The organism is Polycyclovorans algicola TG408, from assembly GCF_000711245.1.
Taxonomy (GTDB): domain Bacteria; phylum Pseudomonadota; class Gammaproteobacteria; order Nevskiales; family Nevskiaceae; genus Polycyclovorans; species Polycyclovorans algicola.
Map to the genome: position 1 here is coordinate 2175798 of NZ_JOMH01000001.1, position 26240 is coordinate 2202037.

General features: G+C 63.9%; 27 protein-coding genes. 25 read left to right on the forward strand and 2 right to left on the reverse strand.

Annotated elements, in window-relative coordinates; all coding sequences use genetic code 11:
* The first annotated feature begins 10 nt into the window (after positions 1-10).
* The 9 genes from U741_RS0110440 to U741_RS0110480 all read left to right on the forward strand — a co-directional run bounded on the left by U741_RS0110440 (position 11) and on the right by U741_RS0110480 (position 7543).
* On the forward strand, positions 11-259 hold the full coding sequence (locus tag U741_RS0110440; RefSeq protein WP_029890417.1) for a tautomerase family protein: 249 nt from the start codon (positions 11-13) through the stop codon (positions 257-259).
* Positions 256-1167, forward strand: coding sequence for an acetaldehyde dehydrogenase (acetylating) (locus U741_RS0110445; protein ID WP_029890418.1), 912 nt, complete (start codon positions 256-258; stop codon positions 1165-1167). The genes U741_RS0110440 and U741_RS0110445 overlap by 4 nt, the downstream gene beginning before the upstream one ends.
* Complete coding sequence (dmpG, locus tag U741_RS0110450) at positions 1167-2222, forward strand: 4-hydroxy-2-oxovalerate aldolase (RefSeq protein WP_029890419.1); 1056 nt, start codon at positions 1167-1169, stop codon at positions 2220-2222. Before U741_RS0110445 ends, dmpG begins: the two co-directional genes overlap by 1 nt.
* A 279-nt stretch (positions 2223-2501) precedes the next feature.
* Positions 2502-3599: a Rieske 2Fe-2S domain-containing protein gene (locus U741_RS0110455; RefSeq protein WP_052378697.1), complete on the forward strand. Its 1098-nt coding sequence runs from the start codon at positions 2502-2504 to the stop codon at positions 3597-3599.
* A gap of 136 nt (positions 3600-3735) precedes the next feature.
* Positions 3736-4668: a catechol 2,3-dioxygenase gene (locus U741_RS0110460; protein WP_029890421.1), complete on the forward strand. Its 933-nt coding sequence runs from the start codon at positions 3736-3738 to the stop codon at positions 4666-4668.
* A 2-nt stretch (positions 4669-4670) separates the two neighbouring features.
* Positions 4671-5432: an SDR family oxidoreductase gene (locus U741_RS0110465; protein WP_029890422.1), complete on the forward strand. Its 762-nt coding sequence runs from the start codon at positions 4671-4673 to the stop codon at positions 5430-5432.
* A gap of 14 nt (positions 5433-5446) precedes the next feature.
* On the forward strand, positions 5447-5869 hold the full coding sequence (locus U741_RS0110470; protein WP_029890423.1) for a tautomerase family protein: 423 nt from the start codon (positions 5447-5449) through the stop codon (positions 5867-5869).
* A 46-nt stretch (positions 5870-5915) separates the two neighbouring features.
* Entirely contained in the window at positions 5916-6665 is a 750-nt protein-coding gene (locus U741_RS0110475; RefSeq protein WP_029890424.1) for an SDR family NAD(P)-dependent oxidoreductase, read from the forward strand.
* Positions 6666-6751: 86 nt separating this feature from the next.
* Entirely contained in the window at positions 6752-7543 is a 792-nt protein-coding gene (locus U741_RS0110480; RefSeq protein WP_029890425.1) for a DODA-type extradiol aromatic ring-opening family dioxygenase, read from the forward strand.
* A 3-nt stretch (positions 7544-7546) separates the two neighbouring features.
* Here the strand turns inward: U741_RS0110480 and U741_RS0110485 are convergent, their stop codons facing one another.
* Positions 7547-8527 carry a glutathione S-transferase family protein gene (locus U741_RS0110485; protein ID WP_029890426.1) on the reverse strand — a complete coding sequence of 327 codons (981 nt, stop codon included), beginning with the start codon at positions 8525-8527 and terminating at the stop codon, positions 7547-7549.
* 177 nt (positions 8528-8704) lie between these two features.
* Here U741_RS0110485 and ffh point away from each other — a divergent pair, with 177 nt between their 5' ends.
* From ffh to phoR, 3 genes are all read left to right on the forward strand, one after another.
* A complete protein-coding gene (ffh, locus tag U741_RS0110490; RefSeq protein WP_029890427.1) occupies positions 8705-10069 on the forward strand; it encodes a signal recognition particle protein in 1365 nt (454 codons plus the stop codon).
* 202 nt (positions 10070-10271) lie between these two features.
* Positions 10272-10964, forward strand: coding sequence for a phosphate regulon transcriptional regulator PhoB (gene phoB, locus U741_RS0110495; protein ID WP_029890428.1), 693 nt, complete (start codon positions 10272-10274; stop codon positions 10962-10964).
* Positions 10965-11005: 41 nt separating this feature from the next.
* Positions 11006-12340, forward strand: a complete 1335-nt coding sequence (gene phoR / locus U741_RS0110500; protein WP_029890429.1) for a phosphate regulon sensor histidine kinase PhoR — start codon at positions 11006-11008, stop codon at positions 12338-12340.
* Here the strand turns inward: phoR and folD are convergent.
* Positions 12325-13191 carry a bifunctional methylenetetrahydrofolate dehydrogenase/methenyltetrahydrofolate cyclohydrolase FolD gene (gene folD, locus U741_RS0110505; protein ID WP_029890430.1) on the reverse strand — a complete coding sequence of 289 codons (867 nt, stop codon included), beginning with the start codon at positions 13189-13191 and terminating at the stop codon, positions 12325-12327. The genes phoR and folD overlap by 16 nt on opposite strands.
* Positions 13192-13279: 88 nt before the next feature.
* Between folD and ccmA the strand changes: the two genes are divergently transcribed.
* The 13 genes from ccmA (at position 13280) to odhB (ending at position 26211) form a co-directional block, all read left to right on the forward strand.
* Complete coding sequence (ccmA, locus tag U741_RS0110510; protein ID WP_029890431.1) at positions 13280-13867, forward strand: heme ABC exporter ATP-binding protein CcmA; 588 nt, start codon at positions 13280-13282, stop codon at positions 13865-13867.
* On the forward strand, positions 13831-14529 hold the full coding sequence (gene ccmB, locus U741_RS0110515; RefSeq protein WP_235200296.1) for a heme exporter protein CcmB: 699 nt from the start codon (positions 13831-13833) through the stop codon (positions 14527-14529). The genes ccmA and ccmB overlap by 37 nt, the downstream gene beginning before the upstream one ends.
* Positions 14530-14604: 75 nt before the next feature.
* The gene (ccmC, locus tag U741_RS0110520; protein WP_029890433.1) at positions 14605-15357 is read left to right on the forward strand and encodes a heme ABC transporter permease CcmC; all 753 of its coding nucleotides are present in this window, start codon (positions 14605-14607) and stop codon (positions 15355-15357) included.
* Positions 15354-15497, forward strand: a complete 144-nt coding sequence (ccmD, locus tag U741_RS18965; protein ID WP_152551567.1) for a heme exporter protein CcmD — start codon at positions 15354-15356, stop codon at positions 15495-15497. The genes ccmC and ccmD overlap by 4 nt, the downstream gene beginning before the upstream one ends.
* Complete coding sequence (ccmE, locus tag U741_RS0110530) at positions 15494-15994, forward strand: cytochrome c maturation protein CcmE (protein WP_052378698.1); 501 nt, start codon at positions 15494-15496, stop codon at positions 15992-15994. Before ccmD ends, ccmE begins: the two co-directional genes overlap by 4 nt.
* Positions 15984-17927, forward strand: coding sequence for a heme lyase CcmF/NrfE family subunit (locus U741_RS0110535; RefSeq protein ID WP_029890435.1), 1944 nt, complete (start codon positions 15984-15986; stop codon positions 17925-17927). The genes ccmE and U741_RS0110535 overlap by 11 nt, the downstream gene beginning before the upstream one ends.
* Positions 17928-18455 carry a DsbE family thiol:disulfide interchange protein gene (locus tag U741_RS0110540; protein ID WP_029890436.1) on the forward strand — a complete coding sequence of 176 codons (528 nt, stop codon included), beginning with the start codon at positions 17928-17930 and terminating at the stop codon, positions 18453-18455.
* The gene (locus U741_RS0110545) at positions 18452-18919 is read left to right on the forward strand and encodes a cytochrome c-type biogenesis protein (RefSeq protein WP_029890437.1); all 468 of its coding nucleotides are present in this window, start codon (positions 18452-18454) and stop codon (positions 18917-18919) included. The genes U741_RS0110540 and U741_RS0110545 overlap by 4 nt, the downstream gene beginning before the upstream one ends.
* Positions 18916-20160 (forward strand): c-type cytochrome biogenesis protein CcmI, encoded by a 1245-nt coding sequence (ccmI, locus tag U741_RS0110550; protein ID WP_084154801.1) that lies wholly within the window; start codon positions 18916-18918, stop codon positions 20158-20160. The genes U741_RS0110545 and ccmI overlap by 4 nt, the downstream gene beginning before the upstream one ends.
* Positions 20161-20218: 58 nt before the next feature.
* Positions 20219-21079, forward strand: coding sequence for a MaoC family dehydratase (locus tag U741_RS0110555; protein ID WP_029890439.1), 861 nt, complete (start codon positions 20219-20221; stop codon positions 21077-21079).
* A 59-nt stretch (positions 21080-21138) separates the two neighbouring features.
* Positions 21139-22023 (forward strand): UTP--glucose-1-phosphate uridylyltransferase GalU, encoded by an 885-nt coding sequence (gene galU / locus U741_RS0110560; RefSeq protein WP_029890440.1) that lies wholly within the window; start codon positions 21139-21141, stop codon positions 22021-22023.
* 47 nt (positions 22024-22070) lie between these two features.
* Positions 22071-24917 (forward strand): 2-oxoglutarate dehydrogenase E1 component, encoded by a 2847-nt coding sequence (locus U741_RS0110565; RefSeq protein ID WP_029890441.1) that lies wholly within the window; start codon positions 22071-22073, stop codon positions 24915-24917.
* 55 nt (positions 24918-24972) lie between these two features.
* Positions 24973-26211: a 2-oxoglutarate dehydrogenase complex dihydrolipoyllysine-residue succinyltransferase gene (odhB, locus tag U741_RS0110570; RefSeq protein WP_029890442.1), complete on the forward strand. Its 1239-nt coding sequence runs from the start codon at positions 24973-24975 to the stop codon at positions 26209-26211.
* Positions 26212-26240: the final 29 nt, after the last annotated feature.

Sequence of the window (26240 nt, forward strand, 5' to 3'; positions counted from 1 at the left end):
GGAGGCACGTATGCCCATCGTTGAATTCCACCTCATGGAAGGTCGCTCGCCGGAACTCAAGCGTGAGCTGGCCCGGCGCGTCACCGACACCATTTGCGAGGTGCTGGGGTCGCGCCCGGAGGCGGTGCGCATCCTCATCCACCAACTCACCGCCGATGATTTCTCGGTGGGCGGCGTCACCGTCGCCGAGCGCCAGCAACAGGGCTTCGCCGCCAATGGCCGCGCGCCGGCGTCGGTACTGCAGGGAGTCAAGGCATGAAGAAGATCAAATGTGCATTGATCGGCTCGGGCAACATCGGCACCGACCTGATCTACAAGATTCAGCGCAGCGCGGTGCTGGACCCGGTGTGGATGGTGGGCATCGACGCCGAATCCGAAGGTCTGAAGCGCGCCGCCGAAATGGGTTTGAAGACGACTGCGGACGGCGTCGATGGCCTGCTGCCACACGTGCAGGCCGACGGCATCCAGATTGCCTTTGATGCCACCAGCGCCTACGTGCACGCCGAAAACGCCCGCAAGCTCAACGCCCTGGGCGTGCTGATGATCGACCTCACGCCGGCGGCCATCGGCCCGCTGTGCGTGCCGCCGGTGAACCTGCGCGCACTGGCGGCCGGCACCATGAACGTCAACATGATTTCCTGCGCCGGGCAGGCGACCATTCCCATGGTGCATGCCGTGTCGCGCATTCAGGACGTCGACTACGCCGAGATCATCGCCACCACCGCCAGCAAGTCCATCGGCCCCGGCACGCGGGCGAATCTGGACGAGTTCACCTACACCACCTCGGGCGCCATCGAGAAGGTGGGCGGCGCCAAGCGCGGCAAGGCGCTGGTGGTGGTCAACCCGGCCGAGCCGCCGATGATCATGCGCAACACCGTGTATTGCCTGACCGAAGGCGCGCCCGACGAGGCGCGTATCACCGAGTCCATCCACCAGATGATCAAAGAGGTGCAGACCTACGTGCCCGGCTACCGGCTGGTCAACGGCCCGGTGTTCGACGGCAACAAGGTGTCGGTCTTTCTCGAAGTGGAAGGCCTTGGCGATTACCTGCCCAAGTACGCCGGCAACCTCGACATCATGACCGCCGCCGGCACCCGCACCGCCGAAATGTTCGCCGAGGAAATTCTCGCCGGACGCTTCCAACCGCAACTCACGGAGGTGGCGTGATGAGCGCTGACATCAACCTAAAAGGCCGCAAGGTCAAGCTGCACGACATGTGCCTGCGCGATGGCATGCACGCCAAGCGCGAGCAGATTTCACTGGACGAGATGGTGCGCGTCGCCACCGCGCTGGACGACGCCGGTGTGCCCTATCTGCAGGTCAGCCACGGCGCCGGGTTGGGCGGCAATTCGCTGCAGCACGGCTTTGCGATGCACAGCAACGAGGAGTATTGGGACGCGGTGGTGCCGAAGATGAAACAGGCGGTCGTGTCGTGCCTGCTGATTCCTGGCTTGGGCACCATGAAAGAGCTGCAAAGCGCTTTTGATCATGGGGTGCGCAGCGTGCACGTCGCCACCCACTGCACCGAGGCCGACACCAGCCCGCAGCACATCGCCTACGCCCGCAAGCTGGGCATGGACACCACCGGGTTTCTGATGATGGCCCACCTCAATCCGCCCAAGGCGCTGGCCGAGCAGGGCCGGATGATGGAGTCCTATGGCGCGCAGACGGTGTACGTCACCGACTCGGCGGGCTACATGCTGCCGGCCGACGTGAAGGCCAGCGTGCGAGCCCTGCGTGACGTGCTCAAACCCGAAACCGAAATCGGCTTTCACGGCCATCACAACCTCGGCATGGGCATCGCCAACTCGATTGCCGCCATCGAGGAGGGCGCCACCCGCATCGATGCCTCGGTGGGCGGGCTCGGTGCCGGGGCCGGCAACACGCCGCTGGAAGTGTTTGCGGCCGTCGCCGAGCGCATGGGCATGGTCACCGGCTGCGACCTGTTCAAGCTGATGGACATGGCCCAGGAGGTCATCTTCCCGATGATGGAGCACATCGTCCGGGTGGATCGCTCGTCGCTGACCATCGGCTACGCCGGGGTGTATTCCACCTTCCTGCTGCACGCCGATCGCGCCAGCCAGAAGTACGGCATTCCGGCCCGCGACATTCTCATCGAGCTGGGTCGCAAGAAGATGATCGGCGGGCAGGAAGACATGATTGAAGACACGGCCTTGTCGATGCTCAAGGCGCGGTCCGGGGGCTCGCGGGCGGCCGCTTGATTTCGGCCTTCAAGCGAATGAAATGGAATGCCTAGCTATCTTTTCGCTCCCCTCTCCCGCTTGCGGGAGAGGGGCTGGGGGAGAGGGCGGCGCCCGAAGGGGGCCGGTGGTTTTAGCCAAGTCCGCCGCGCCTATGGCGCGCCCTCTCCCGGCCTTACAGGCCACCCTCTCCCGCATGCGGGAGAGGGAAATCAGGACAGTTTTGGGCCAGCGTGTAATCGAGGCGATGAACAACACGCGAGCCGGTTCGGTCCGGCCGTAACTGAGGAGGAGAAACCTATGTTCGTCAAAAATGCGTGGTATTGCGCGGGTTGGGATTTCATGGTCAGTCAGGGCAAGAACGCCCTGCTGGCGCGGCAGTTGGCCGGTGAGCGGGTGGTGTTGTACCGCAAGCCCGATGGCGCCGTGGTGGCACTGGAAGACCGCTGCCCGCACCGTCAGGCGGCGCTGTCGCTGGGCGCCAAGGAAGGCGACTCGCTGCGCTGCATGTACCACGGGATGAAGTTTTCGCCCGAGGGTCAGTGCACCGAGGTGCCTGGCATGACCCGTATTCCGGACCGCGCCTGCGTGCGGCCCTTTCCGGTCGTTGAGCGGGAAAACTGGATCTGGGTGTGGATGGGCGATCCGGCGTTAGCCGACCCCGGTCTGATTCCTGTCTCGGTCGGCTATTCGCATCCCGACTGGAACATGAAAACCTCACAGATGCATGTCGCCGCCAACTATCGGCTGGAGATTGCCAATCTGGCTGACCTGAGCCACCTCGCCTGGGTGCACCAGAAATCCCTGGGCGGCGACGACGCGGAAACCCGCACCCGCTATACGAACATCAAGGCCCAGTACACCGTGCTGCCGCGTGGTCTGCGCACCGAGTACGAGGTGCGTTCGGTGCCGGCGCCCAACTTCCTGCGACACCTGTTCCCTGCCGAGGCGCGCTTCGACCTGAGCTTCGACATCACCCACACCGTGCCCTGCACCTGGGTGCTGCACTTCCAGGCCTTCGTGGCCGATGGCAAGGAAGAAGGCGCGCCCACCGGCGACCCGGTGGCCAACACCATGACCTGCCAGGCGGTGGTCCCCAACGATGCCGACTCAGTCGAGTATTACTTCTCGTGGGGCTCGCACAAGGACTTCGACTTCCCCGGCCTGTCCGACCTGCTGCGCGAGGTCCTCGACGTCGCCTTTCTGGAAGACGCCCACGTGCTCGAAGCCCAGCATCTGCGCGTGACCGAAAAGCCCGACCACCCGCAAGTTGCACTGGTCCACGACGTGGGCCCCACCAAGATGCTCAAGGTGCTCGACAAGCTGCTGGCTGAGGAGCAATTGGCTGCGGCTGCACCGGCGACCCCGGCGAAGCAGCGCGGCGCCGTGGCCGCCTGATGTCAGACCAGATGCGGCCCCCTCACAACAAGATGCTGGAGCTTGATATGCGCCTGTTTTTCCCCGTGACGATTGGCCTCTGCAGGCTGCATAAGGCGTCACACACCACACGTCGTACCTCAGAGGAGAGTCAACAATGGCATTAAGAGGCGTTTTGCGCGCAGGCGAGATCTGCATCCGCGTCATGGACATGGCCAAGGCCCGTCATCACTACGGGCACATCATGGGTCTGCACGAGGTGATGGAAGACGATCAAGGCAAGGTCTACTTCAAGTGCTGGGACGAGCACGACCATCACAGCATCGTGCTCAATCCGTCGGACAAACCCGGCATGGATTATTTCGCGTTCAAGGTCTATGACGACGCGACCCTTGACGCCCTCGAACCCAAGATCAAAGCCTTCGGGCTTGAGGTCACCCACGTCGAGGCGGGGGTGTATCCCAAGAGCGGTCGCCGCTTGCAGTTCGTACTGCCCAGCGGCCATACCATGCAGCTCTATGCCGAGAAGGCGCAGATCGGCAACACCATGCCCACCGTCAACCCCGGCGTGACCCCCGACGATGGCGTGGTGCGCGGCCTGCACATCAATCGGCTCGATCACCTGCTGCTCGGCGGGGGCAACATCGATGAAAACGTGAAGCTGTTCACCGAGGTGTTCGAATTCGATCTTTCGGAAAAATTGGTCGAGCACGAATCGCAGATGTCGCTGGCGGTGTTTCTCACCTGCTCGACCACGCCGCACGACGTCGCCTTTGTCCTGCAACCGGAGCAGAACAAGTTCCACCACGCTTCGTTCTGGCTGGAGTCGGGCCACGATGTCATCAGGGCGGCCGACCGGCTCGGCAAATACCGCGTGCCCATCGACGTGGGCCCCAACCGCCACGGTGTGACGCGGGGCATGACAATTTATTTCTTCGATCCCAGCGGCAACCGCAACGAAGTGTTTGCCGAGGGCTACGTCCACTACCCGGACACGCCGACCTTGATCTGGGACACGCGCGATCTGGGTCACGCAACGTTTTCGCAGGACAACACCCCGCGCCAGAGCTTTCTTGAAGTGCTGACCTGAGCGTGGCGGTGGACCGGCGCGAATGTGCGGTGGTGGTCGGCGCAACCGGTGCCATGGGGCAACGGATTGCCCGACGGCTGGCCGGCGCGGGGCTGCAGGTGATTGCGGTGGCGCGTTCGGCGAATGCGCTGGCCGCGTTGTGCGACCCCTCAGAGCGGATCGAAGCCTGTGTGGCCGACATTGCGGTCGACGCGGCCAGCGAGACCATTGGCGCAGCGGTGGCCGGGCGCCGCGTGCGCATGGTCGTGCATGGCCCTGGCGTGGCCACTGCGGGCGGCGTACTGACGGCGTCCACCGAGGCCGTGGTCGACGCGGTCAACATCAAAGTGGGCGGCATGATGCGCTTGGTGCGAGCGGTCGATCCGCAGCTGCACGCCGGCGCGCGTCTGGTCGCCATTGGCGGGCACTACGGCTTCGAGCCGACGGCGTATGCCGCCACCGCCGGTGTGTGTAACGCGGCGCTGGCAAACCTGATGCGGCAGTACTCCTGGGCTTATGGCGCGCGGGGCATCACCGCCCACCTGGTGGCGCCCGGCCCGGCCGACACCGACCGACTGCGCCGCGTCGCGCAAACCCGGGCCGAGCGCGACAGCATCAGCGCGGACGCGGTGCTGCAGGCCATGAAACAGGAGTCCGCCATCGGCGCCTTCACCACCGTCGAGCAGATCGCGTGGGGCATCGAGATGCTGCTGGCACCCGAAGCCGATGCGCTCGCCGGATCGACCCTGTTCATGGATGCCGGCCGGCGGCGCGGGCTGCCCTGACGCTCGGACAACCCATGCCCATTCTCGAATATCACCTGCCGGAAGACACCTATACCGACGCGCAATGCGAGCGCCTGCTGCTGGACTCCACGCGCCTTTACGCCGACGTGCTGAAGAGTCCGGTCAAGCGCATTCGCGTGGTCATTCACCTGCACAAGCGGTCAATGGCGGCGGTCGGCGGACAGCTGCTGACTCAGGGTGGGGTGGCCGCACCGTTCTTCCATTTTCTGGTGCTGGCGGGTCGCCAGGAGGCCGAACGGCAGGCGCTGCTTGCCGGCTTCACCGATCTGCTGGTCGATGTGCTCGGCGCCGAGCGCGCGCAAGTGCGCGGCGGCTGTTGGCCCATTCCGCCCGAAGACTGGGCGATTGGTGGCGTGCCCGCATCGGTGCTCCGGGCCCGGGAAGTCGCATCGCGCGCCGGGGCGAATCAAGCGTAGCGAAGCCTGCCAGTACGCTCGTGGTCTCTACAAAGGAATTCTGTTTGTGAACAGATTTGAGGGAAAAGTGGTCATCGTCACCGGCGGCGGTTCGGGCATCGGGCTCGCCACAGCGCACGCGTTTGCACACGAGGGCGCCGACGTCATCGTTGCCGATATTTCGGAGTCAACCGGGCAGGCTGCCGTGGAGGCCATCACGGCGGCAGGTCAACGCGCCCGCTTCCTGCCGGTGGACGTCAGCCAGCCCGAGAGTGTCGACCAACTCGTCAGCGACACGGTTCAGGCCTGCGGTCGGCTGGACATATTTTTCGGCAACGCCGGAATTCTCGATGGCTTTTCCGCTTGTGCCGACACCAGCGTCGAGCTCTGGCAGCGCGTCATCGGCATCAACCTGTCGGGCTGCTTTTTCGGGGCCAAGGCGGCGTTGCCACATTTGGTCAAGACACGCGGCAACATCGTGTTCACGGCCTCTATTGCCTCACTGGGCGCCATGGCGGGCGGCACCGCGTACACGGCGTCGAAGCATGGCGTGGCGGGACTGGTGAACCAGCTCGCCTGCGAATTCGGGCCGCAAGGGGTGCGGGTCAACGCCGTGGCGCCCGGCGCCATCCGCACGCCGCTGGTCGATAACGTGGCCAACCCGGATCTCGAAGCCATGATCAACGCCCGAACGCCGATGGGGCGTTTGGGTCTGCCGGAAGAAATTGCCGGTCCGGTCCTGTTTCTGGCGTCTGACGCTGCGAGCTACGTCAACGGCAGCATTCTGCGCGTTGATGGGGGTTGGCGGTCGCAGTGAAGGTTGCCCGGCGGGGGCATGTTGATCGCGTAGGGTCGTCGGTACGGTTGGCGCTCGACAGGGCTGACTTTTTGAGAGATTAGCGAATGGCAATCCAGACCTTGTTCCTTTCTCACGGCGGCGGTCCTATGCCGCTGCTCGGCGATCCCGGTCATGTCGAGATGGTCGCCTGCCTGCGACAGATCGCGGAAAAGATCCCGCGACCTGACGCCATCGTGGTGGTCAGCGCCCACTGGGAAGCGAGGCTCCCGACGATCACGGCCCACGCCCATCCGTCCCTGATCTATGACTACCACGGTTTTCCGGCGGAATCGTATCGCGTCAAGTACCCCTGCCCGGGCGCGCCGGCATTGGCGGGCGAGTTGCAGAGTCTGTTGCGTCACCGTGGGGTCGATGCGGCACTTGACGCGGATCGCGGCCTGGACCACGGCGTATTCGTGCCGCTGAAGATCATGTACCCGGAGGCCGATATTCCCTGCATCCAGTTGTCATTGTGCTCGGACCTCGACCCCGTCCATCACCTCGCGATGGGCGCGGCCCTGAGTCCACTGCGCCGCCAGAAGGTCTTGCTGATCGGCTCTGGGTTTTCATTTCACAACATGAAAGCGTTCTTCGCGTCAGACACGGTTGAATCCGCGGAGGCCAATCGGGCATTCGAGCGGTGGTTGCACGAGACGTGCTTGAGCCCCGAACTCTCGGAGGCCGCGCGTGCGCAAAGGTTGACCCAATGGGCCGACGCCCCCGGGGCGCGCTTCTGCCACCCGCGCGAAGAGCACCTTCTGCCGTTGCACGTTTGTTATGGCGCTGCGCAACGCCCCGCGGCCGAAGTCTTCAGCCTCAACATTCTGGGCAAGGCCGCGAGCATGGTTGTCTGGTGAGCGTCAGTTCAGCGCCGCCCGTTCATGCGGGGCATCAAAATTGATCTGTGGCCCCGTCGGCACGATGCCGGTCGGATTGATGGTGGGATGGCTCTCGTAATAGTGGTGCTGGGCGTGGTGGAAGTTGCAGGTGTCGGCAATGCCGGGGTGCTGGTATAGATCGCGGGTGTAGGCCCATAAATTTGGGTAGTCGACCAAGCGTTTGAGGTTGCACTTGAAGTGGCCGACATAGACCAGATCAAAGCGCAGCAGCGTCGGCAGCAGGCGCCAGTCGGCTTCGGTCGGTTGATCGCCGCAGAGGTAGCGCTGTTTGGCGAGGCGCGCGTCCAGCCCGTCAAGGGTCTCGAATAGCGGGTGGACCGCTTCTTCGTAGGCATCCTGCGTTGTGGCAAAGCCGGCTTTGTAGACGCCGTTGTTCACGGTGTTGTAGATGCGCGCATTCAGGATGTCGATCTCGCTTCGCAGAGGAGCAGGGTAGTAGTCCCCCGGGCGCGCGCCGCAGCCGTCGAAGGCGCTGTTGAACATGCGAATGATTTCGGCGGATTCGTTGGAGACGATGGTGTCGCGCTGCCGGTCCCAGAGAATGGGCACGGTGGAGCGGCAGGACGCTTTGGAGTCGGCCTTCACATACAGCTCGTAGAGCTTGTCGACGCCGTGCAGTGGGTCAGGAATGACGCCAGGGCCATCTTCGAACGTCCAGCCATGCTCGAGCATGCGCCAATGAGTGACCGACAGGTTGATCATCCCGGACAGCCCCTTGATCTGCCGATAGATCAGCGTGCGGTGCGCCCACGGGCAGGCGTAGGAGACGTAGAGGTGATAGCGGTTCGGCTCGGCCTTGAAGCCGCCCTCGCCACTGGGGCCGGGGGCACCGTCGGCGGTGATCCAGTTGCGGAACTGGGCCTCGGTGCGCTCGAAGCGACCGCCGCTTTTGTCCGTGTCGTACCACTGGTCATGCCATTTTCCGTCGACGAGAACGCCCATCTGAGTTGGCCTGTGCTTGAAGTAGAAGTGCAGGCTAACGTGCAAAGTCGCCAGCGAAATGCAGCGAGTCGCGCAAAGTTTCTGGCCGAGTCGGATGGGCGGGACGGGGTGAGGCAAGCGCGCTGCGATGGGACGCACTGTTAAACTTTTCGCCTTGACCCCACCCAGGCGGCACACGTGTTCGACTCCTTAAGCCAGCGCCTTGCCGGCGTCCTCGACAGCATTCGCGGCCAGGGCCGTTTGACCGAAGATCAGGTCGCGACCGCCAGCCGTGAACTGCGCATGGCGCTGCTGGAAGCCGACGTGGCGCTGCCGGTGGTGCGGGACTTCATCACCCGCGTGAAGGCGCGCGCCTTGGGCACTGAGGTCACCAAGAGCCTCACGCCCGGCCAGCAGTTTCTCAAGGTGGTGCAGCAGGAACTCACCGCTACACTGGGCGGTGAGTCATCCCCGCTGAACCTGCGCGCGCAGCCGCCGGTGGTCATTCTCATGGCGGGCCTGCAGGGCTCGGGCAAGACCACCACCACCGGCAAGCTGGCGCGTCGCCTCAAAGAGACCGACAAGAAGAAGGTGATGGTGGTGTCGTGTGACGTTTACCGGCCGGCGGCGATCGAGCAGTTGCGGGTGGTGGCCGGGCAGGTGGGCGTGACCTGCTTCCCGTCCAGCGTGGGCCAGAAGCCCGGCGCGATTGCCGATGCCGCGCTGGCCGAAGCGCGCAAGCAGTTCATGGATGTGCTGATCGTCGACACCGCGGGCCGGACCACCATCGACGCCGAGATGATGGCCGAGATTGCGGCGCTGCACACCCAGCTCAACCCCGCCGAAACCCTGTTCGTCGTCGACAGCATGACCGGTCAGGACGCCGCCAATACCGCCAAGGCGTTTGCCGACACCGTGCCACTGACCGGTGTGGTGTTGACCAAGGTCGACGGCGACGCGCGTGGCGGCGCGGCACTGTCGGTGCGCCAGGTGACCGGCAAACCGATCAAGTTTCTGGGGGTCGGCGAGAAGTCCGACAAATTGGAAGTGTTCCACCCCGACCGGATTGCCAACCGCATTCTCGGCCAGGGCGACGTGCTGTCGCTGATCGAGGAAACCACCCGCAAGGTCGACGCTGACAAGGCCGCCAAGCTGGTCGACAAGCTGAAGAAGAACAAGCGTTTCGACCTTGATGATTTCCGCGACCAGATGGCACAGATGCAGGACATGGGCTCGATGTCGTCGCTGCTCGACAAATTGCCGGGTGGCGCACAGATGCAGGCGCAACTGAAGAACGTCGATGCCGACAAGCAGGTCAAGCGCACGGTCGCCATTCTCAACTCCATGACCCCGCAGGAGCGTCGCTTTCCTGACCTGCTCAAGGCATCGCGCAAGCGTCGCATTGCCAAGGGCTCCGGCGTCGAAGTGCAACAGGTGAACCAGTTGCTGCGCCAGTTCGAGACGACGCGCGACATGATGAAAAAGTTTGCAGGCGGCGGAATGGCCAAATTGATGCGCGGCCTGGGCGGGCGCATGCCCAAAGGCGGCATGCCGCCGCGCTGAAGCACCCATGCGCGGTTTATGACAGAACGGTCATGAAACTGTCATCTGTTGCCCATAGCCTTCGCGCTGCCGCTTCAATAACGAAGTCAACAGTGCTTTTTGTTGATGCGGAACCGGGTCCTTCTGTCAGATGCACGACTCTCGCAAAAGGGACACACGTGAAGGTTGATTGAGTGCCGCATTATTAAATCGGGCCACGGGCATGCAAAACAAACTGATTCTGGTGGTTGAAGACGAGCCGGCAATTCGCGAGATGTTGCGCTTCGCGCTGACCCGCGCCGAGTTTCGAATCGCCGAGGCCGGGTCAGCGCAGGACGCGCGACTGCAGATCGCCGATGATCGTCCGGACCTGATCCTGATGGACTGGATGATGCCCGGTGTCAGCGGGGTCGAACTCACCCGTGAACTCAAGGGCGCGGCACAAACCCGCGACGTGCCGATCATCATGGTCACCGCACGTGCCGAAGAAGAAGACCGGGTTCGAGGGCTCAACATCGGCTGTGACGATTACGTGTCCAAGCCATTTTCGTTTCCGGAGTTGATCGCCCGCATTCAGGCAGTGCTGCGGCGGAGCACGCCCGGCGGCGAAGACGAGCGACTGGCGGTCAGTGGCCTCGAAGTCGACGTGGCCAGCCAGCGGGTCACCGCCCAGGGTGTGCCGGTCAAACTGGGGCCCACCGAGTACCGGCTGCTGCATTTTTTTGTCAGCCACCCCGAGCGGGTGTATACCCGGGAGCAGGTACTTGACCGGGTGTGGGGGCAAAATGTCTACGTGGAAGAGCGCACCGTTGATGTGCACATTCGCCGCCTGCGCAAGGCCCTGGAACCGCATGGCTTCGCCGACATGATCCAGACCGTGCGTGGCACCGGCTACCGTTTCTCTGAAAAACTTTGAGTATCTTCCGGCGGCGCCCGGTGTCGCTGGAGCACACTCGCATGCTGGCGGTGTGGCGCCAGGAACTGGTCAAGCTGCTGCTGCTCTGCGGGCTCGGCGCGCTGGTCGGGGCGCTGTTCTCCGGTGCCATCTGGGGCTTTCTGGTGGTGCTGTTTTTCCTCACGGCGCTGCAGTACCGCTACCTCGCTGCGCTGCTGCAATGGCTGCGGCAGCCCAAGCAGAACGAGCTGCCCGATCCCGGCGGCGTCTGGGGCGAGGTCTACGACCGTCTCGTTGACCTTCAGCGGCGCAACAAGAAGAAGAAAAAGCGCCTTGCGGCGATGCTTGCCGACTTTCAGGCATCCACGGCGGCGTTGCCCGACGGCGCGGTGGTGCTCTCGCCACGCGGTGAGATCGTGCGCGCCAACCATGCGGCACAGACGCTGCTCGGTTTGCGCGCGCAGGACTCGGGTATCCGCATCACCCTGCTGGTGCGCCATCCCCGCTTCGTCGAAATGTTCGAGGCCGGCGTGCAGGGCCGCGAGGTGGAGATTCCCTCGCCGGTCAATCGCGGCAAGCAGCTCAACGTGCGGGTGATTAACTACGGTGAATCGCAGGGCCTGATGATTGTTCGCGATGTGTCGGAGCTGCGACGGCTGGAGCACGCGCGACGCGATTTCGTGGCCAACGCGTCGCACGAACTGCGTACGCCGCTGACGGTGCTCAAGGGCTATCTCGAGATGATGGAAACCGAGTCCCGCGACGGCGAGCTCAAGCCTTGGGCAACGCCCCTGCAAGAGATGTACAAGCAGACCAACCGCATGGAATCACTGGTCGGCGACATGCTCAAGCTGGCGCGGCTGGAATCGGACATCGCCGCGCGTCACGACTGGATTCGCGCCTCGACCCTGCTGCGCCAGGCGCTGGCCGAGGCCCAAAGCGTTGCCGACCCACAGCACCAGTTCGTCACCGAGATGGACGACCGAATCGAAATCTTCGGCGGCGAAACCGAGCTGACCAGCCTGTTCACCAACCTGGTCGGCAATGCCGTGCGTTACACGCCGCCGCCCGGCGTGATCACCGTCAAGCTCTTCGCGATGGCGGGCGGGCGTGCGGGTTATTCGGTGCAGGATTCGGGCATTGGCATTGCCGAGGATGATATTCCGCGCCTGACCGAGCGCTTTTACCGCGTTGATGTCGGTCGCTCGCGCGCCAGTGGCGGGACGGGGCTGGGACTGTCGATCGTCAAACACGCGGTTGAGCGTCACGATGCCCAGCTCAAGATCGAGAGCAAAGTGGGCGAGGGCAGTTGCTTCACCTGCGAGTTTCCGGTTCACCGGGTCAGGCTCGCGCAAAGCACCTTGGATTTGACACAGCCGGGTCAGGCCGTGGGCTGACCGCGCTCGCGGCGTTCTTGTGCGGTCAGGGTGTTGCGCATCAGCATCGCCACGGTCATTGGGCCGACGCCGCCCGGCACCGGGGTGATCCACGACGCCCGGTCGCGCGCGGCCTCGGTGATGTCGCCCACCAATCGGCCGTCGGGCAGGCGGTTGATGCCGATGTCGATGACGATGGCACCCGGTCTGACCCACTCGCCGTTGACCAGCCCCGGCTTGCCAACGGCGGCAACCAGGATTTCGGCATCGGCGACTTCTTGGTCGAGGTCGCGGGTAAAGCGGTGTGCGGTGGTGGTGGTGACGCCGGCCAGCAAAAGCTCCAACGCCATCGGGCGGCCAACATGATTGCTCGCACCGACCACCAGTGCGCGCTTGCCCTTGATCGCCACGCCGGTGTGCGCTAACAGTGCCATCACGCCGTAGGGCGTGCACGGTCGCAGCACCGGCTTGCGTTGCGCCAGCCGCCCGAGGTTGTAGGGATGAAAACCGTCAACATCCTTGGTCGGCAGAATGCGTTCAATCACTTCGGTGGTGTCGAAGTGTGCGGGCAGCGGCAACTGCACGAGGATGCCGTCAATGGCGTCATCGGCATTCAGCTCGTCAATACGCGACAGCAGTTCGGCGTGCGTCAGCTCGGCCGGTAATGGCGCATGGTTTGAGGTGATGCCGACCTGTTGGCAGGCCCGAATCTTGTTGCGTACGTAGACGTGTGACGCCGGGTCGTCGCCGACCAGCAAGGTGGCCAGACACGGCGCACGGAGACCGGCGGCGCGGCGAGTTGCGATCTGCGCCTGCACGTCGGCGAGGGTTTGGGCGGCGACGGTTTTTCCGTCGATCAGCTGGGCAGGCATGGTGGCAACGGCTGGCGTAAAGCGCGTATTTTACGCGCCGCCGTGTGGTTTCGACGGGCCGGTGACGGCAATCCCGTAAAATCGCTTCATGGCTCTACTCGACTTGGCCGACATCAGTTTTGGACGCGGCCTGCGAACCCTGGCGGAGGGACTGTCGCTGTCGGTCGCGCCCGGCTCGGTGGTGCACCTGACCGGGCCCAATGGCGCGGGCAAGACCACTTTGTTGGAAATTGCCGCCGGCCTTCGGCGGCCGTGGCAGGGTCAGCGTCGCTGCGAGGTGCCGCTGCATTGGCTCGGCCATCGCAACGCACTCGCGGCCTCGTTGAGCGCGGCGCAGAACCTCCAGGCGTGGGCTGATCTGCAGCCTGATGCGCCCGGCAGCGTGCGTGAAGCCCTGCACGCGCTGGGCGTGGACCGAGTGCGTCACCGGCCGACGCGTGATCTGTCTGCCGGGCAGAAGCGGCGCGCGGCGCTCGCACGATTGCTGATGGCGAAGCGACCCCTGTGGATACTCGATGAGCCGTTTGACGGGCTTGACCACGCCGGACTGGCCGACCTGGCGGCATTGTTCAACGACCAGACCGCGCGGCAGGGTGCCATTCTGGTGACCAGCCATCAGCCCCTGCCGGCGCGGGTCAGATGCCAAGTCGTGATGCCGCTGGCGGTGTTGCCATGAAGGCGCTGCGCGGCATTTTCAGTCGCGAGATTGCACTGCTGCGCATGCAGATACTCGATGCGGTGCTGCCGCTGGCGTTCTATCTGTTGGTGGTGTTGATGTTTGCCTTTGGCACCCGCGCCAATGACCCAACGTTGGCCGGGTTGGCGGTCTCCATTCTTTGGGTGGGGGCGCTGTTGTCGGCGCTGCTGCCGTTGCCGAGATTGTTCGCCAGCGAGTTTGAAGACGGCACGCTGGAGCAATGGTGTCTGGCGGGCACGCCGCTGGTGCTGATCGTGGCCCTGAAGCTTTTCGCGCACTGGTGCCTCAATGGCCTGCCGCTGGCGGTGATGGCGCTGCCGCTGGCGGTGATGCTGGGGCTCGAAAGCGCCGGGCTGGGGTATCTGGCGCTCGGCTTGATGATGGGCACCGCCATCCTCACCCTGCTGGGTGGACTGTCGGCCAGTTTGCTGGTCGGTATTCCGCGCGCCGGCAGCGTGTTGCCCTTGCTGGTTCTGCCGCTGATGGTGCCGGTGGTCATCTTTGGCAGTGGCGCCGTTCGTGCCTGGCAGGTGGGGGGCGACCCCGCGGCTCCGTTATACTTTTTGGGTTCAATTTTCGCCCTTGCCGTCACTGCGCTGCCGTGGGCTTGCGCGTCGGCTTTGCGCAACGCTTACGACTGAGTCTCCCGCGCTTCGAAAAAATCGACTGATCCCCTTGATGTCCCGCCCCCCAATGCTCATTGAAGGCCCGTAACGATGTGGACATGGTTTCACCGGCTGGCGTCACCGCCGAGTTTCTTCCGCTTCGCCGACCGGCTCGCGCCGTGGCTGGGGTGGATGGGCTTTGTGCTGCTGGCGGTCGGCTGGGTGTGGGGCCTGGGGTTCGCGCCGCCGGATTACCAGCAGGGCGACGCCTTTCGCATCATCTATGTGCATGTGCCGGCTGCCGCGCTGTCGCTGGGGCTTTATACGGGTATGGCCATTGCTGGCGCCTGCGCGCTGATCTGGCGGATGAAGCTCGCCGAGGTGGTGATGCTGGCCATGGCACCTGTCGGCCTGGTGATGACCGCCATCACGCTGTTGACCGGCATGCTGTGGGGCAAGCCGATGTGGGGCGCGTGGTGGGTGTGGGACGCGCGCCTGACGGCCGAGCTGGTGCTGCTGTTTCTGTTTCTGGGCGTGATCGTGCTGGGTGACGCCATCGAAGACCCGCGGCGCAGTGCGCGCGCCGCCGCATGGATCGCCGTGGTGGGTGTCGTGAACGTGCCGATCGTCAAATTTTCGGTCGACTGGTGGAACAGCCTTCACCAGGGCGCGACCATTCTCAGTTTTGGCAAACCGGCGATCACCCTGGACATGGCGATTCCGCTCTACGTTTCTTTGCTGGCGATGGCGCTCGTGGCGGCGCATGCCGTGCTGCGCCGGGCCCAGGTGCGTTTATTGCAGCGTGAAGCGCGAACCCAGTGGGTCAAGGCGCTGCGCGCGCAGGAACCGGAGGCGCAATCGTGAGTCAATGGCTGGCGATGGGCGGTTACGGTGCCTACGTATGGACGAGCTTTGCCCTTGCGGCAGTGGGCGTGGCGTGGATGTCGTTGGCTGCGTCGCGTGCGCGCCGCAACTGGTTTCGCAACGAGGATGAAGACGAATGACCCGGGTGCAGCGTTACCGTTTGATCGGGGTGGTGTGCGTCGTCGCCGGTCTTGGCGTTGCGGCGCTGCTGGCGTCCCAGGCCTTCCGCGAAAACCTGATGTATTTCTACACGCCCAGTGATTTGCTGGCCGCCGAAACGGTGCCTGACCGCCGTCTGCGCCTCGGCGGCATGGTCGAAACCGGCAGCGTGCAGCGCGGCGAAGGCTTGGTCGTCGGGTTCGTGGTGGCCGATTGTGCCCAGGCGGTGCGGGTGGAGTACGAGGGCATTCTTCCCGATCTGTTCCGCGAGGGGCAGGGCATCGTCGCGATGGGACGTTGGGATGCGGGCGGCCGCTTCGTGGCCGACGAGGTGCTGGCCAAGCACGACGAAAACTACATGCCGCCGGATTTGGCCGAGGCGATGATGTCCGAGACCGGACACGCCTGCGAGCCTTTCAAGTCGGCGATGGAAGTCAGCGCGACGTCGCCCACCGCTGGCGTCGACCATGATCGCTGAACTCGGGCATTTTGCCCTGCTCATTTCGCTGGGAATCGCGGCCTTGCTGGCGGTGGTGCCCGCGGTCGGCGTATGGCGCAATGACCCGGTGGCGATGCGTTTCGGGCGCCCGGCGGCGTTCATGCTGCTGGCCGTGCTGTTCGTGTCCTACCTGTGCCTGACCGACCGCTTCATCAACCACGATTTTTCGGTCGCTTATGTGGCGGGTCATTCCCATTCCGAGTTGCCCCTGATTTACCGCATCTCGGCGGTCTGGGGCGGGCATGAAGGCTCACTGTTGCTGTGGGTGCTGATGCTGGCGGGCTGGAGTGCGGCAGTGGCCTTTTTCAACCGTAACCTGCCGCTCAATGTGGGCGCGCTGGTGCTGTCGACACTGGGCGTGATCTCGGTCGGGTTCCTGTTGTTCACGATCATGACCAGCAATCCCTTTGATCGACTGGTGCCGATACCGGAGGACGGTCGCGACCTGAATCCGCTGTTACAAGACCCCGGGCTGATCATTCATCCGCCGTTGCTCTACATGGGCTACGTCGGGTTTTCGGTGGCGTTTGCCTTCGCCATTGCAGCCCTGGTCACCGGCAAGCTGGACGCTGCCTGGGCACGCTGGACACGCCCCTGGACCACGACTGCCTGGCTGTTCCTGACCTTGGGCATCATGCTCGGCTCGTGGTGGGCGTATCACGAGCTCGGTTGGGGCGGCTGGTGGTTCTGGGATCCGGTCGAAAATGCCAGTTTCATGCCGTGGCTGATTGGCACCGCGCTGATCCATTCTCTGGCGGTCACCGAAAAACGCGGCCTGCTGAAAAGCTGGACGGTGCTGCTGGCGATCATGGCGTTTTCGCTGTCCCTGCTCGGCACATTTCTGGTGCGCTCCGGCGTTTTGGTCAGCGTGCACGCGTTTGCCACCGATCCGGCGCGGGGTGTGTTCATTCTCGGGTTCCTGATCGTGGTCCTGGGCAGCGCCTTCTCGCTATATGCGTGGCGCGCGCCGCGGCTGGTGTCGGACGGCGAGTTCCCGCTGTTTTCCCGCGAAGGCTTTCTGTTGCTCAACAACGTCTTCCTGTCGGTGTCGGCGGCGGCGGTGCTGCTCGGGACGCTGTATCCGCTGTTTGCTGACGCGGTGGGGCTGGGCAAGATTTCAGTGGGACCGCCTTACTTCAATGCCGTGTTCGTGCCGGTGACGGCGCCGTTGGCGCTGTTGGTCGGCCTGGCGGCCGCCGTCAACTGGAAGCGCGCCAGGTTGGGCGAGGTGCTCCGCCGACTGCGCGTGCCGTTGCTACTGTCGGTGGTGGTGACGGCGGTGCTGATCTGGCAATGGGCGACCGAACTGGGCATTGCCGTGCTGGTCGGCGGCTGGCTGGGCTGCTGGACGCTGGTTGCCGCGCTGGCCGAGCCGACCCGGCGTCTGCGTCAGACCGGGCGTCTGCCGCGCGGCGTTGCCGGCATGGCATTGGCGCACGTCGGCTTCGGTGCCATGGTGTTGGGCATCACCTTCGTCTCGCTGTTCAGCGTCGAGCGCGACGTGCGTCTGGCACCTGGCCAGTCGGCTGAGGTCGCCGACTTCCGCTTCGAGTTCGAAGGCACCGAGGCGGTTGAAGGACCGAATTATGATGCGGATCGCGGCACGATTCGGGTGTACCGTGATGATGCGCTGGTGACCACCCTGCAGCCTGAAAAACGCTTCTACCGCGGCGCCGAGCAACTGATGACCGACGCGGCCGTGCGTCACCACCTGGCCCGCGATCTTTACGCCTCGCTGGGCGAACCGATCGGCGACAGCGGTGAATGGGCGATCCGCCTTTACGTCAAGCCGATGATGATCTGGGTGTGGCTGGGCGCCACAATCATGGCCCTGGGCGGCGCGCTGGCCGCCAGCGACCGCCGTTATCGCCCCAAGAGCACCGTTGCGCGAGTCGCCGAGGCATCGGTCTGAATGCGCTTCATGCTGCCCGCGCTGCTGATTGTCGCCTTGCTGGTGCTTCTGGGGCTGGGCTTGCGCCTCGATCCAACTGAAGTGCCCAGCCCACTGATCGGCAAGCCCGCCCCCGCCTTTGATCTGCCGACACTTGAGGACGAGGGCCGCCTGACGTCGGACGTGTTGTTGGGGCAGCCGACGGTGGTGAATTACTTTGCGAGCTGGTGCACGCCGTGTCTCGCCGAGCATCCGCTCTTCATGCGTTTGGCCCGTGCCGGCGAAGTGAGAATTATCGGCATCAGTTACAAGGATCGTCCCGAGGACACCTCACGCTGGCTGGCGCGGTTTGGCAATCCGTACGCGCAGGTGGCGCGTGACGCGGTGGGCGCGACCGCGATTGACTGGGGGGTTTACGGGGTGCCCGAAACCTACCTGCTTGATGCCGACGGCAAGATTCTGCACAAGCATGTGGGCCCACTCAGCGAATCCGACTGGCAGGCCGCGTTTGCCCCAAAGTTGCGCGCATTGGCGCAGGTGACCCCATGAGGACGGTGCTTTCGTTTCTGGTAATGGTGATGCTGGCCAGCGTGTGCGCGGCGAACCCGGTCATCGAAGTCGAGGAGACTGAACGCCAGCGCTACCAGAACCTTTTGCATGAACTTCGCTGTGTGGTCTGCCAGAACCAGAGCATCTCCGAGTCCAATGCGCCGCTGGCCAAGGACCTGCGCGAGCAGGTTGCCTCGCAGATTAACCAGGGTCGCAGCGACGCCGACATTCGCGGCTACCTGACCGACCGGTATGGCGATTTCGTGTTGTACAAGCCGCCTCTGAAAGGCACTACGGTGGCGTTGTGGGTGGGGCCGTTCGTCCTGCTCGCGGTTGCCCTGTTGGCGGCCTGGCGGCTCACGACCCGTAAAACGAAAGCGGCGCTGAAATCATCAGACGCGCCATCGGTTGATCGCGCCGCCGTACAGGTTTTGCTGGATCGTCACGGTGAGGGCGGGCCATGAACTCGTTGGGTGTATTGGCCTCGATGGCCGTCTTGCTGGTCGTGGTGACGTTGCTGCTCAGTCGCCCCTGGTGGCCACGGTCGAAGTCGGACGGTCGGCCGTTGCGGGCAGCGGCCAACGTGGCGGTTTACCGCCAGCGTTTACTCGAAATTGATGCGGATGAGGCGGCAGGGTTGCTGGACGAGGCCACCGCCCGGCAACTGCGTGACGAGCACGCCGCTCGGCTGCTGCAGGATGCCGACGATGTGGCTCCTGGCGTTACGCCCGTGCAGACGGGTCGGACCTGGGCGTTGCTCATCCTGTTGCCCATTTTTGCGGTTGGCACCTATGCGGCGTCCGGGCGCTGGCCGATGGCGGAAAAGATTGAGCAGGCGCGGGTTGATCCCGACGTGGCATCAGAATTGGCCCTTGAACACGGGCTCGAACAGTTGGTGCAACATCTGGAAGCGCAGCCCGACGATGCCGAAGCCTGGGCCAGACTGGGCGAAATCGAGTTGTCCCGAGGTCGTTCAGACGCGGCAGCCAGCGCTTACGCCAAGGCCACCGCTTTGGTCCCCGACCGGGGCGATTGGTGGGCGGCCGAGGGCGAGGCCTTGGCCATGGCGCAGTCCCAAGATCTGCGCGGTGCCCCGGCTGGTCGCTTTGAGCGGGCCCTGGTGCTGTCCCCCGACAACAGTAAGGCCTTGTTCTACGGCGGAATGGTGGCGGCGCAGTCGGGTGATTTTGCCCTGGCGTCGCAACGCTGGCGTCGGTTGAAGCAGCAGGGGGGGCTTCCCGAGGGACTGGCGAACTTCATCGACTCAAGCCTGGCGCAGTGGGGCCAGCCGGTCGTTGCGCCGGGGCAATCGCCGGGTCAAGGGCCGTCGCCTGCCGAGAATCAAAAGGCACCGGGCGTTTTGTCGGTCACACTGGCAACGGCGTCGGACCGGGGTGCGCCGCCGTCTGTACTGGACACGTTGACCGTGTTCGCCCGGCCGGTCGGCGGACGCATGCCGATTGCGGTGCGCCGCCAGGTCGTTGGGCCGGACGCATTCCCCCTGACCGTCACGCTTAGCGATGCCGACGCCATGACGCCCGATGCGCTGCTCAGCGAGGCCGGCACGTTTGAATTGGTTGCACGGCTGTCGCGCGGCGAAGGCGTGGCCGCCCAGCCTGAAGATTGGGAAGGTCAGATCACCGTTGACGACGACACGGACCGGTCGTCGTTACAGTTGCGTCTGGCGCCTCGGCAATTGCCCTGAAGCGCTGGATTCGGATGATGGCGACCCGCCCATCCTGACGCTTTCTGTGAGCCCCGCCATGACCGCGACCCTGACGCAACTGCCCCACGCCCCGCAGCTTTACTGGAATGCCGCGCTGAGCGCGATGCGCCGCCCCGGTGCCCTGAAGACCTTGCCGCCACTGTCGCTGCGGCTCTCGGGCGTGCGCACCGAGGCGACGCGACTTGCCGACTACTGTGCGCTGTGTGGCCTGACGCCCGGCGCGGTGCTGCCGATTACCTTCCCGCAGGTGGCGGTCAGCGGCCTGCACATGGCCTTGATGACGCGGCCGAAATTCCCGCTGCCGTTGCTCGGGTTGGTGCACGTCAGCAATCGCATCACCCAGGTTCGGCCGATTCCGGTCGAAGCGGTCTACGATGCCGAGGTGCGTATCGGCGAATGCCGCGAGGTGCGCGCCGGACTGGAATTTGACCTGCTCACCGACATTGAGGTCGATGGCGAATTGGCCTGGTCGGCCGTGACCACCATCATTCACCGTCGACCCAGCAGCCCAACACGGGCGGGCGCGAAACGCGGCGAGCAGGCCATTCCGCCCAGCCTCGCGCAATACGAGCACTTTGTTGCCGCGGCCGACACCGGGCGTCGCTACGCCGCGGTCTCGGGCGACTACAACCCGATCCACTTGCACGCATGGTCGGCACGGCTGTTTGGCTTCCCTCGCGCCATCGCCCACGGCATGTGGAGCGTCGCGCGCTGCTTGGGCGCGCTGGAGGCGCAGCACCCGGCGCCGGCGCAAACCCTAGACGTGCAGTTCAAGCAGCCGCTGTTGCTGCCCGGTCGCGTGACCCTGAAGTGGGTAGCGGTTTCTGACCACCGGCTGGCGTTCACCTTGATGTCTCCGGGCAACGGAAAAGTCCATCTGACAGGGACGCTGCGATAGACTCTCGGGATGCGCCGGTCTGATGGCGGAGCCCCACATTTGAAAACCACGGAGTCGAAATGCGTATTCGCAAAGCGGTATTCCCTGTCGCGGGTCTTGGAACACGGTTTCTGCCGGCCACCAAGGCAAGTGCCAAGGAAATGCTGCCCATCGTCGACAAGCCGCTGATTCAGTACGCGGTGCAAGAGGCGATCAGTGCGGGTGCTGAAGAACTGATTTTTGTCACCGGCCGCTCGAAGAACTCGATCATGGATCACTTCGACAAGGCCTATGAGCTGGAGGCCGAGCTGGAGCAGCGCGGCAAAACCAAGCTGCTGGAAACCGTGCAGGAAATTCTGCCGCCTGGCATTACCTGCATTTTCATTCGTCAGGCCGAGGCTTTGGGCCTGGGCCACGCCGTGCTGTGCGCGTGGCCTGCGGTCGGCGATGAAGACTTCTCGGTGATCCTCGCTGATGACTTGATCGACGGCAAACTTCGGCCCTGTCTTGCGCAGATGCAGCGGGTCTACCAGGAGTACGGCACCTCGGTGATCGCGACGCAGCGGGTGCCCAAGTCCGAGATTTCCAGCTACGGCGTCGTGGAAACCACGCCGGTGGGGCCGGGACTGGGCGAGATCAAGCGCATTGTCGAAAAGCCCAAGCCCGAGGACGCCCCATCAAATCTTGCGGTGGTGGGTCGCTACATTCTGACACCGCGAATCTTCAAGCTTTTGGAGCGCACGCCGCGCGGTGCCGGGGGTGAGATTCAGCTCACCGACGCGATCAGCATGATGATCCAGGAGCAGACCGTGCTGGCCTACGAGTTCGAGGGCAAGCGCTTCGATTGCGGGTCAAAGCTCGGTTATCTCGAAGCCAACGTCGAATATGGCCTCAAACATCCCGAATTGGCCGACGACTTCCGCGTATATCTGCAAAAATTGACGGCGGACTGGCACAAGAAATAAGCGGCGCCGTCCACCGCCTCGATATTGATTGGAAGGGAGTGTTGGCAATGAGCGGAACCCGGTACCGGAGTTTTCTTGAATCGTCATCGATTCAGGGTGCCAACGCGAGTTACATCGAGTCCTATTACGAGCAGTTTCTGGATGATCCGGATTCGGTCGACGACCAGTGGCGCGCGTATTTTCGCTCGCTGGCGCAGGGGCGGGGCGGCAGCGAAGTGGCCCACAGTGAGGTGGTTGACCGGCTGACCCGGCTGGCGCGCGAGCCGCGACGGATGAAGGCGGCGCAAAGCGGCTTTGACGCCGTGGCCGCCGAGAAACAGGCCGGCGTGCTGCGACTGATCAATTACTACCGGGTGCGCGGTCACCAGGCGGCGCGGCTCGATCCGCTCAACCTTCAGGTGCCGACCCTGGTGCCCGACCTTGACCCCGCCTTTCACGGCCTGACGCCCGACGATCTCGACACGGTGTTCAACACCGGTTCAATGGTGGCCGAAGACCGGTTGCCGCTGAAAGACATCATTCGCGCCCTAAGGGCGGTGTACACGGACACCCTGGGCGCCGAGTACATGTACCTGACCGAAACGGCCGAGAAGCGCTGGATTCAGCAGCGTCTTGAAGCACAGCCGTTCGCGCCGAAACTCAGCGACAAGCGAAAAAAAGATGTCTTGATGCAGTTGGTCGCCGCCGAAGGACTTGAGCGCTACCTGCACACCCGTTACGTCGGCCAAAAGCGCTTTTCGCTGGAGGGCGGCGAAGCGCTGGTGCCTTCGATGGACGAGATTCTGCGCGGTTGTGCGGCGCGTAACGTCGAAGAAGTCGTGGTCGGCATGGCGCATCGTGGCCGCCTCAACGTGTTGATCAACGTGCTCGGCAAGTCGCCCAGCGACCTGTTCGCAGAATTTGAAGGCAAGTATTCCGCCGAGTCGCTGGCCCGCGCCGGTGACGTGAAGTACCACATGGGCTTCTCAACCGACATCGAAGTCGAGGGCAAGCGCCTGCACATGGTGTTGGCTTTCAACCCGTCGCACCTTGAAATCGTCAATCCGGTGGTCGAGGGCAGCGTCAAGGCGCGGCAGGTGCGTCGTGGCGACACGGCGGGCGACCTGGTGATGCCCATCCTGATTCACGGCGATGCGGCATTTGCCGGCCAGGGCGTGGTGATGGAAACCCTGCAGTTGTCGCAGGCGGCGGGTTACGCCACCGGCGGTACGGTGCACCTGATCGTCAACAACCAGATCGGCTTCACCACCGCCAATCCGATTGAAGCAAAACTGGGCCAGGACGCGCGCACCAGCCGTTACTGCACCGACCTGGCGAAGATGCTCGAATCACCGGTGTTTCACGTCAACGGCGACGACCCCGAGGCGGTGGTGTTTGCCACGCGGCTGGCGGTGGACTTCCGCAATGAATTCCACAAGGACGTGATCATCGACATCTGCTGCTACCGGCGTTTGGGTCACAACGAGGCCGATGAGCCGTCGGTCACCAACCCGGCCATGTACGAGGTGATCAAGAAGCACCCGACCACGATGAACCTGTTTGCGCAGCGGCTCATCGAAGAAAAAGTGATCTCCGAAGACGCGTTCAAGGACGCCCAGCAGGCTTATCGCGACGGTCTCGACAAAGGCGAGAACACCATTCGCAAAACCCTGGGCCTGGTCGGCAACAAGTACACGGTCAACTGGAGTAAGTACGGCAAGGACACCTGGGATGCCAAGGTCGACACTGCGGTCAGCAAGCGCATGTTGCAGAGCCTCGCCAAGCAGGTGTCGGCGCTGCCCGACGATTTCTCGCTGCACAACCGTGTGGCCAAGATCTACGGTGACCGGGTGAAGATGGCGGCCGGCAAGCTGCCCATGGACTGGGGGTTTGCCGAGACCATGGCCTATGCGTCGCTGGTCAGCGAAGGGTTTGCGGTGCGGCTGTGCGGTCAGGATACGCGGCGCGGCACCTTCTTTCACCGTCACGCCAGCGTTTACGACGGCAAGACCGGTCAGCGCGTGACGCCACTGGCCAACATCAGTGGCCAAGAGGGCCGCTTCGAGGTCCACGACACGCTGCTGTCCGAGGTTGGGGTTTTGGGTTTTGAGTACGGGTACTCCACCACCGACCCGACCACCCTGGTCATTTGGGAGGCCCAGTTCGGCGACTTTGCCAACGGGGCGCAAGTGCTGTTCGATCAGTTCATCGCCAGCGGTTCCGCCAAATGGGGCCGGCTCTGCGGCCTGACGGTGTTCCTGCCGCACGGTTACGAAGGGCAGGGACCGGAGCACTCCTCTGCGCGTCTCGAGCGTTTCCTGCAGCTTTGCGCCGCCGACAACCAACAGGTTTGCGTGCCGTCGACGCCTGCGCAGATGTTTCACATGCTGCGCCGGCAGATGAAGCGCAACAACCGCATGCCGCTGGTGGTGATGACGCCCAAAAGCCTGCTGCGGCACCCGCAATCGGTGTCGAGTCTGGATGAGCTCACCCACGGTCGCTTCCAGCCGGTCATTGACGACGCCACCGCCGACCCGAAAAAGGTCAAGCGCGTGGTGCTGTGCTCCGGCAAGGTCTACTTTGATCTGCTGAAGACACGTGACGAGACCGATCTGGCATCGGTGGCGCTAGTGCGTGTCGAGCAGCTTTACCCGTTCCCGCGGGAAGACTATGAGGCGATTCTCAAGCGCTACAGCGGCGCCAAGGAGATCGTGTGGTGCCAAGAAGAGCCCGAGAACCAGGGCGCGTGGTACCAGATCAAGCATCGGCTGAGTTATTACCTCAGCAGCGGTCACCGCTTGCTCTACGCGACCCGCAAGGGCAGCGCCAGCACCGCAGTCGGCTACCTGAAGATTCACAACCAGGAGCAGCAGGCCGTCGTTGACGCCGGGCTGACGGGCGGGGAGTCGGTCTGATGCGCAAGAATAACTGTATTAATTGTCAGTCTCTCAACCAGAACAAGGAAATTTAATGAGCATCGAGATCAAGGTGCCTCAGCTGCCCGAGTCCGTTTCGTCGGCCACCGTTGGGGCTTGGACGGTCGCCGAGGGCGACAGCATCAGCCGCGACCAGAACGTACTCGAACTGGAAACTGACAAGGTCATGCTCGATGTGCCGGCGACCGAAGCCGGTGTGCTCAAAGAGATCCGCATCAAGGCCGGCGAGTCGGTCAAGGCGGGCGACGTGCTCGGCATCATCGAGGCCGGTAAGGGCGGCGGCGACAGCGCGCCCGCCAAGAAATCTGACGAGGACGACAAGGGCGCCAAAAAAGAATCGGCGAAGGCCGAGTCGACGCCCAGCAAGTCCTCTTCGGCTGACGAATCCGATCACGACGGCCAGTTGCCGGCAGTGCGTAAAAAGCTTGCCGAGTTGGGGTTGAAGGCGGCCGACATCAAAGGCTCCGGCAAGGGCGGTCGCCTGACCCTGGAAGACGTTGAGTCGCACACGGCCAAGCCCAAGTCCGGCGGTGAGCCCAAGGCGCCGGCCAGTGCGCCGGTCGTCAGCGGCGATCGTGAAGAACAGCGCGTGCCCATGACCCGCATCCGCCAGCGGATTGCCGAGCGGCTGGTCGAGGCGCAGCAGACCGCCGCCATGCTGACCACCTTCAACGAGGTCGACCTCAAAGCGGTCATGGACCTGCGCGCCCGACACAAGGACGCTTTTGAGAAAGCCCACGGCGTGAAGCTGGGTTTCATGAGCTTCTTCGTCAAGGCCGCCATCGAAGCCCTGAAGAAATTCCCGGTGGTCAACGCGTCAATTGACGGCACCGACGTGCTTTATCACAACTACTTCGACATCGGCATTGCCGTGTCGGGCCCGCGGGGGTTGGTGGTGCCCGTGCTGCGTGATGCCGACCAGATGAGCTTTGCCGACGTCGAGAAAGCCATTGCCGCCTACGGGGCCAAAGCGCGCGACAACAAGTTGGCGATGGACGATCTCACCGGGGGCACCTTCAGCATCACCAACGGCGGCATTTTCGGCTCGATGATGTCGACCCCGATTCTCAACCCGCCGCAGAGCGCGATTCTCGGGATGCACGGCATCACCGAGCGGCCCGTGGTGGTTGATGGTGAGATTGTCGTTCGACCGATGATGTATCTGGCCATGAGCTATGACCACCGCATCATCGATGGCCGCGAGGCGGTGCTGTCGTTGCGCGCCATCAAGGAAGGCCTCGAAGATCCGGCCAAGCTGCTGCTGCAGCTGTAAGCGGGCGGTTTGGGCATGTCTGGACGAGG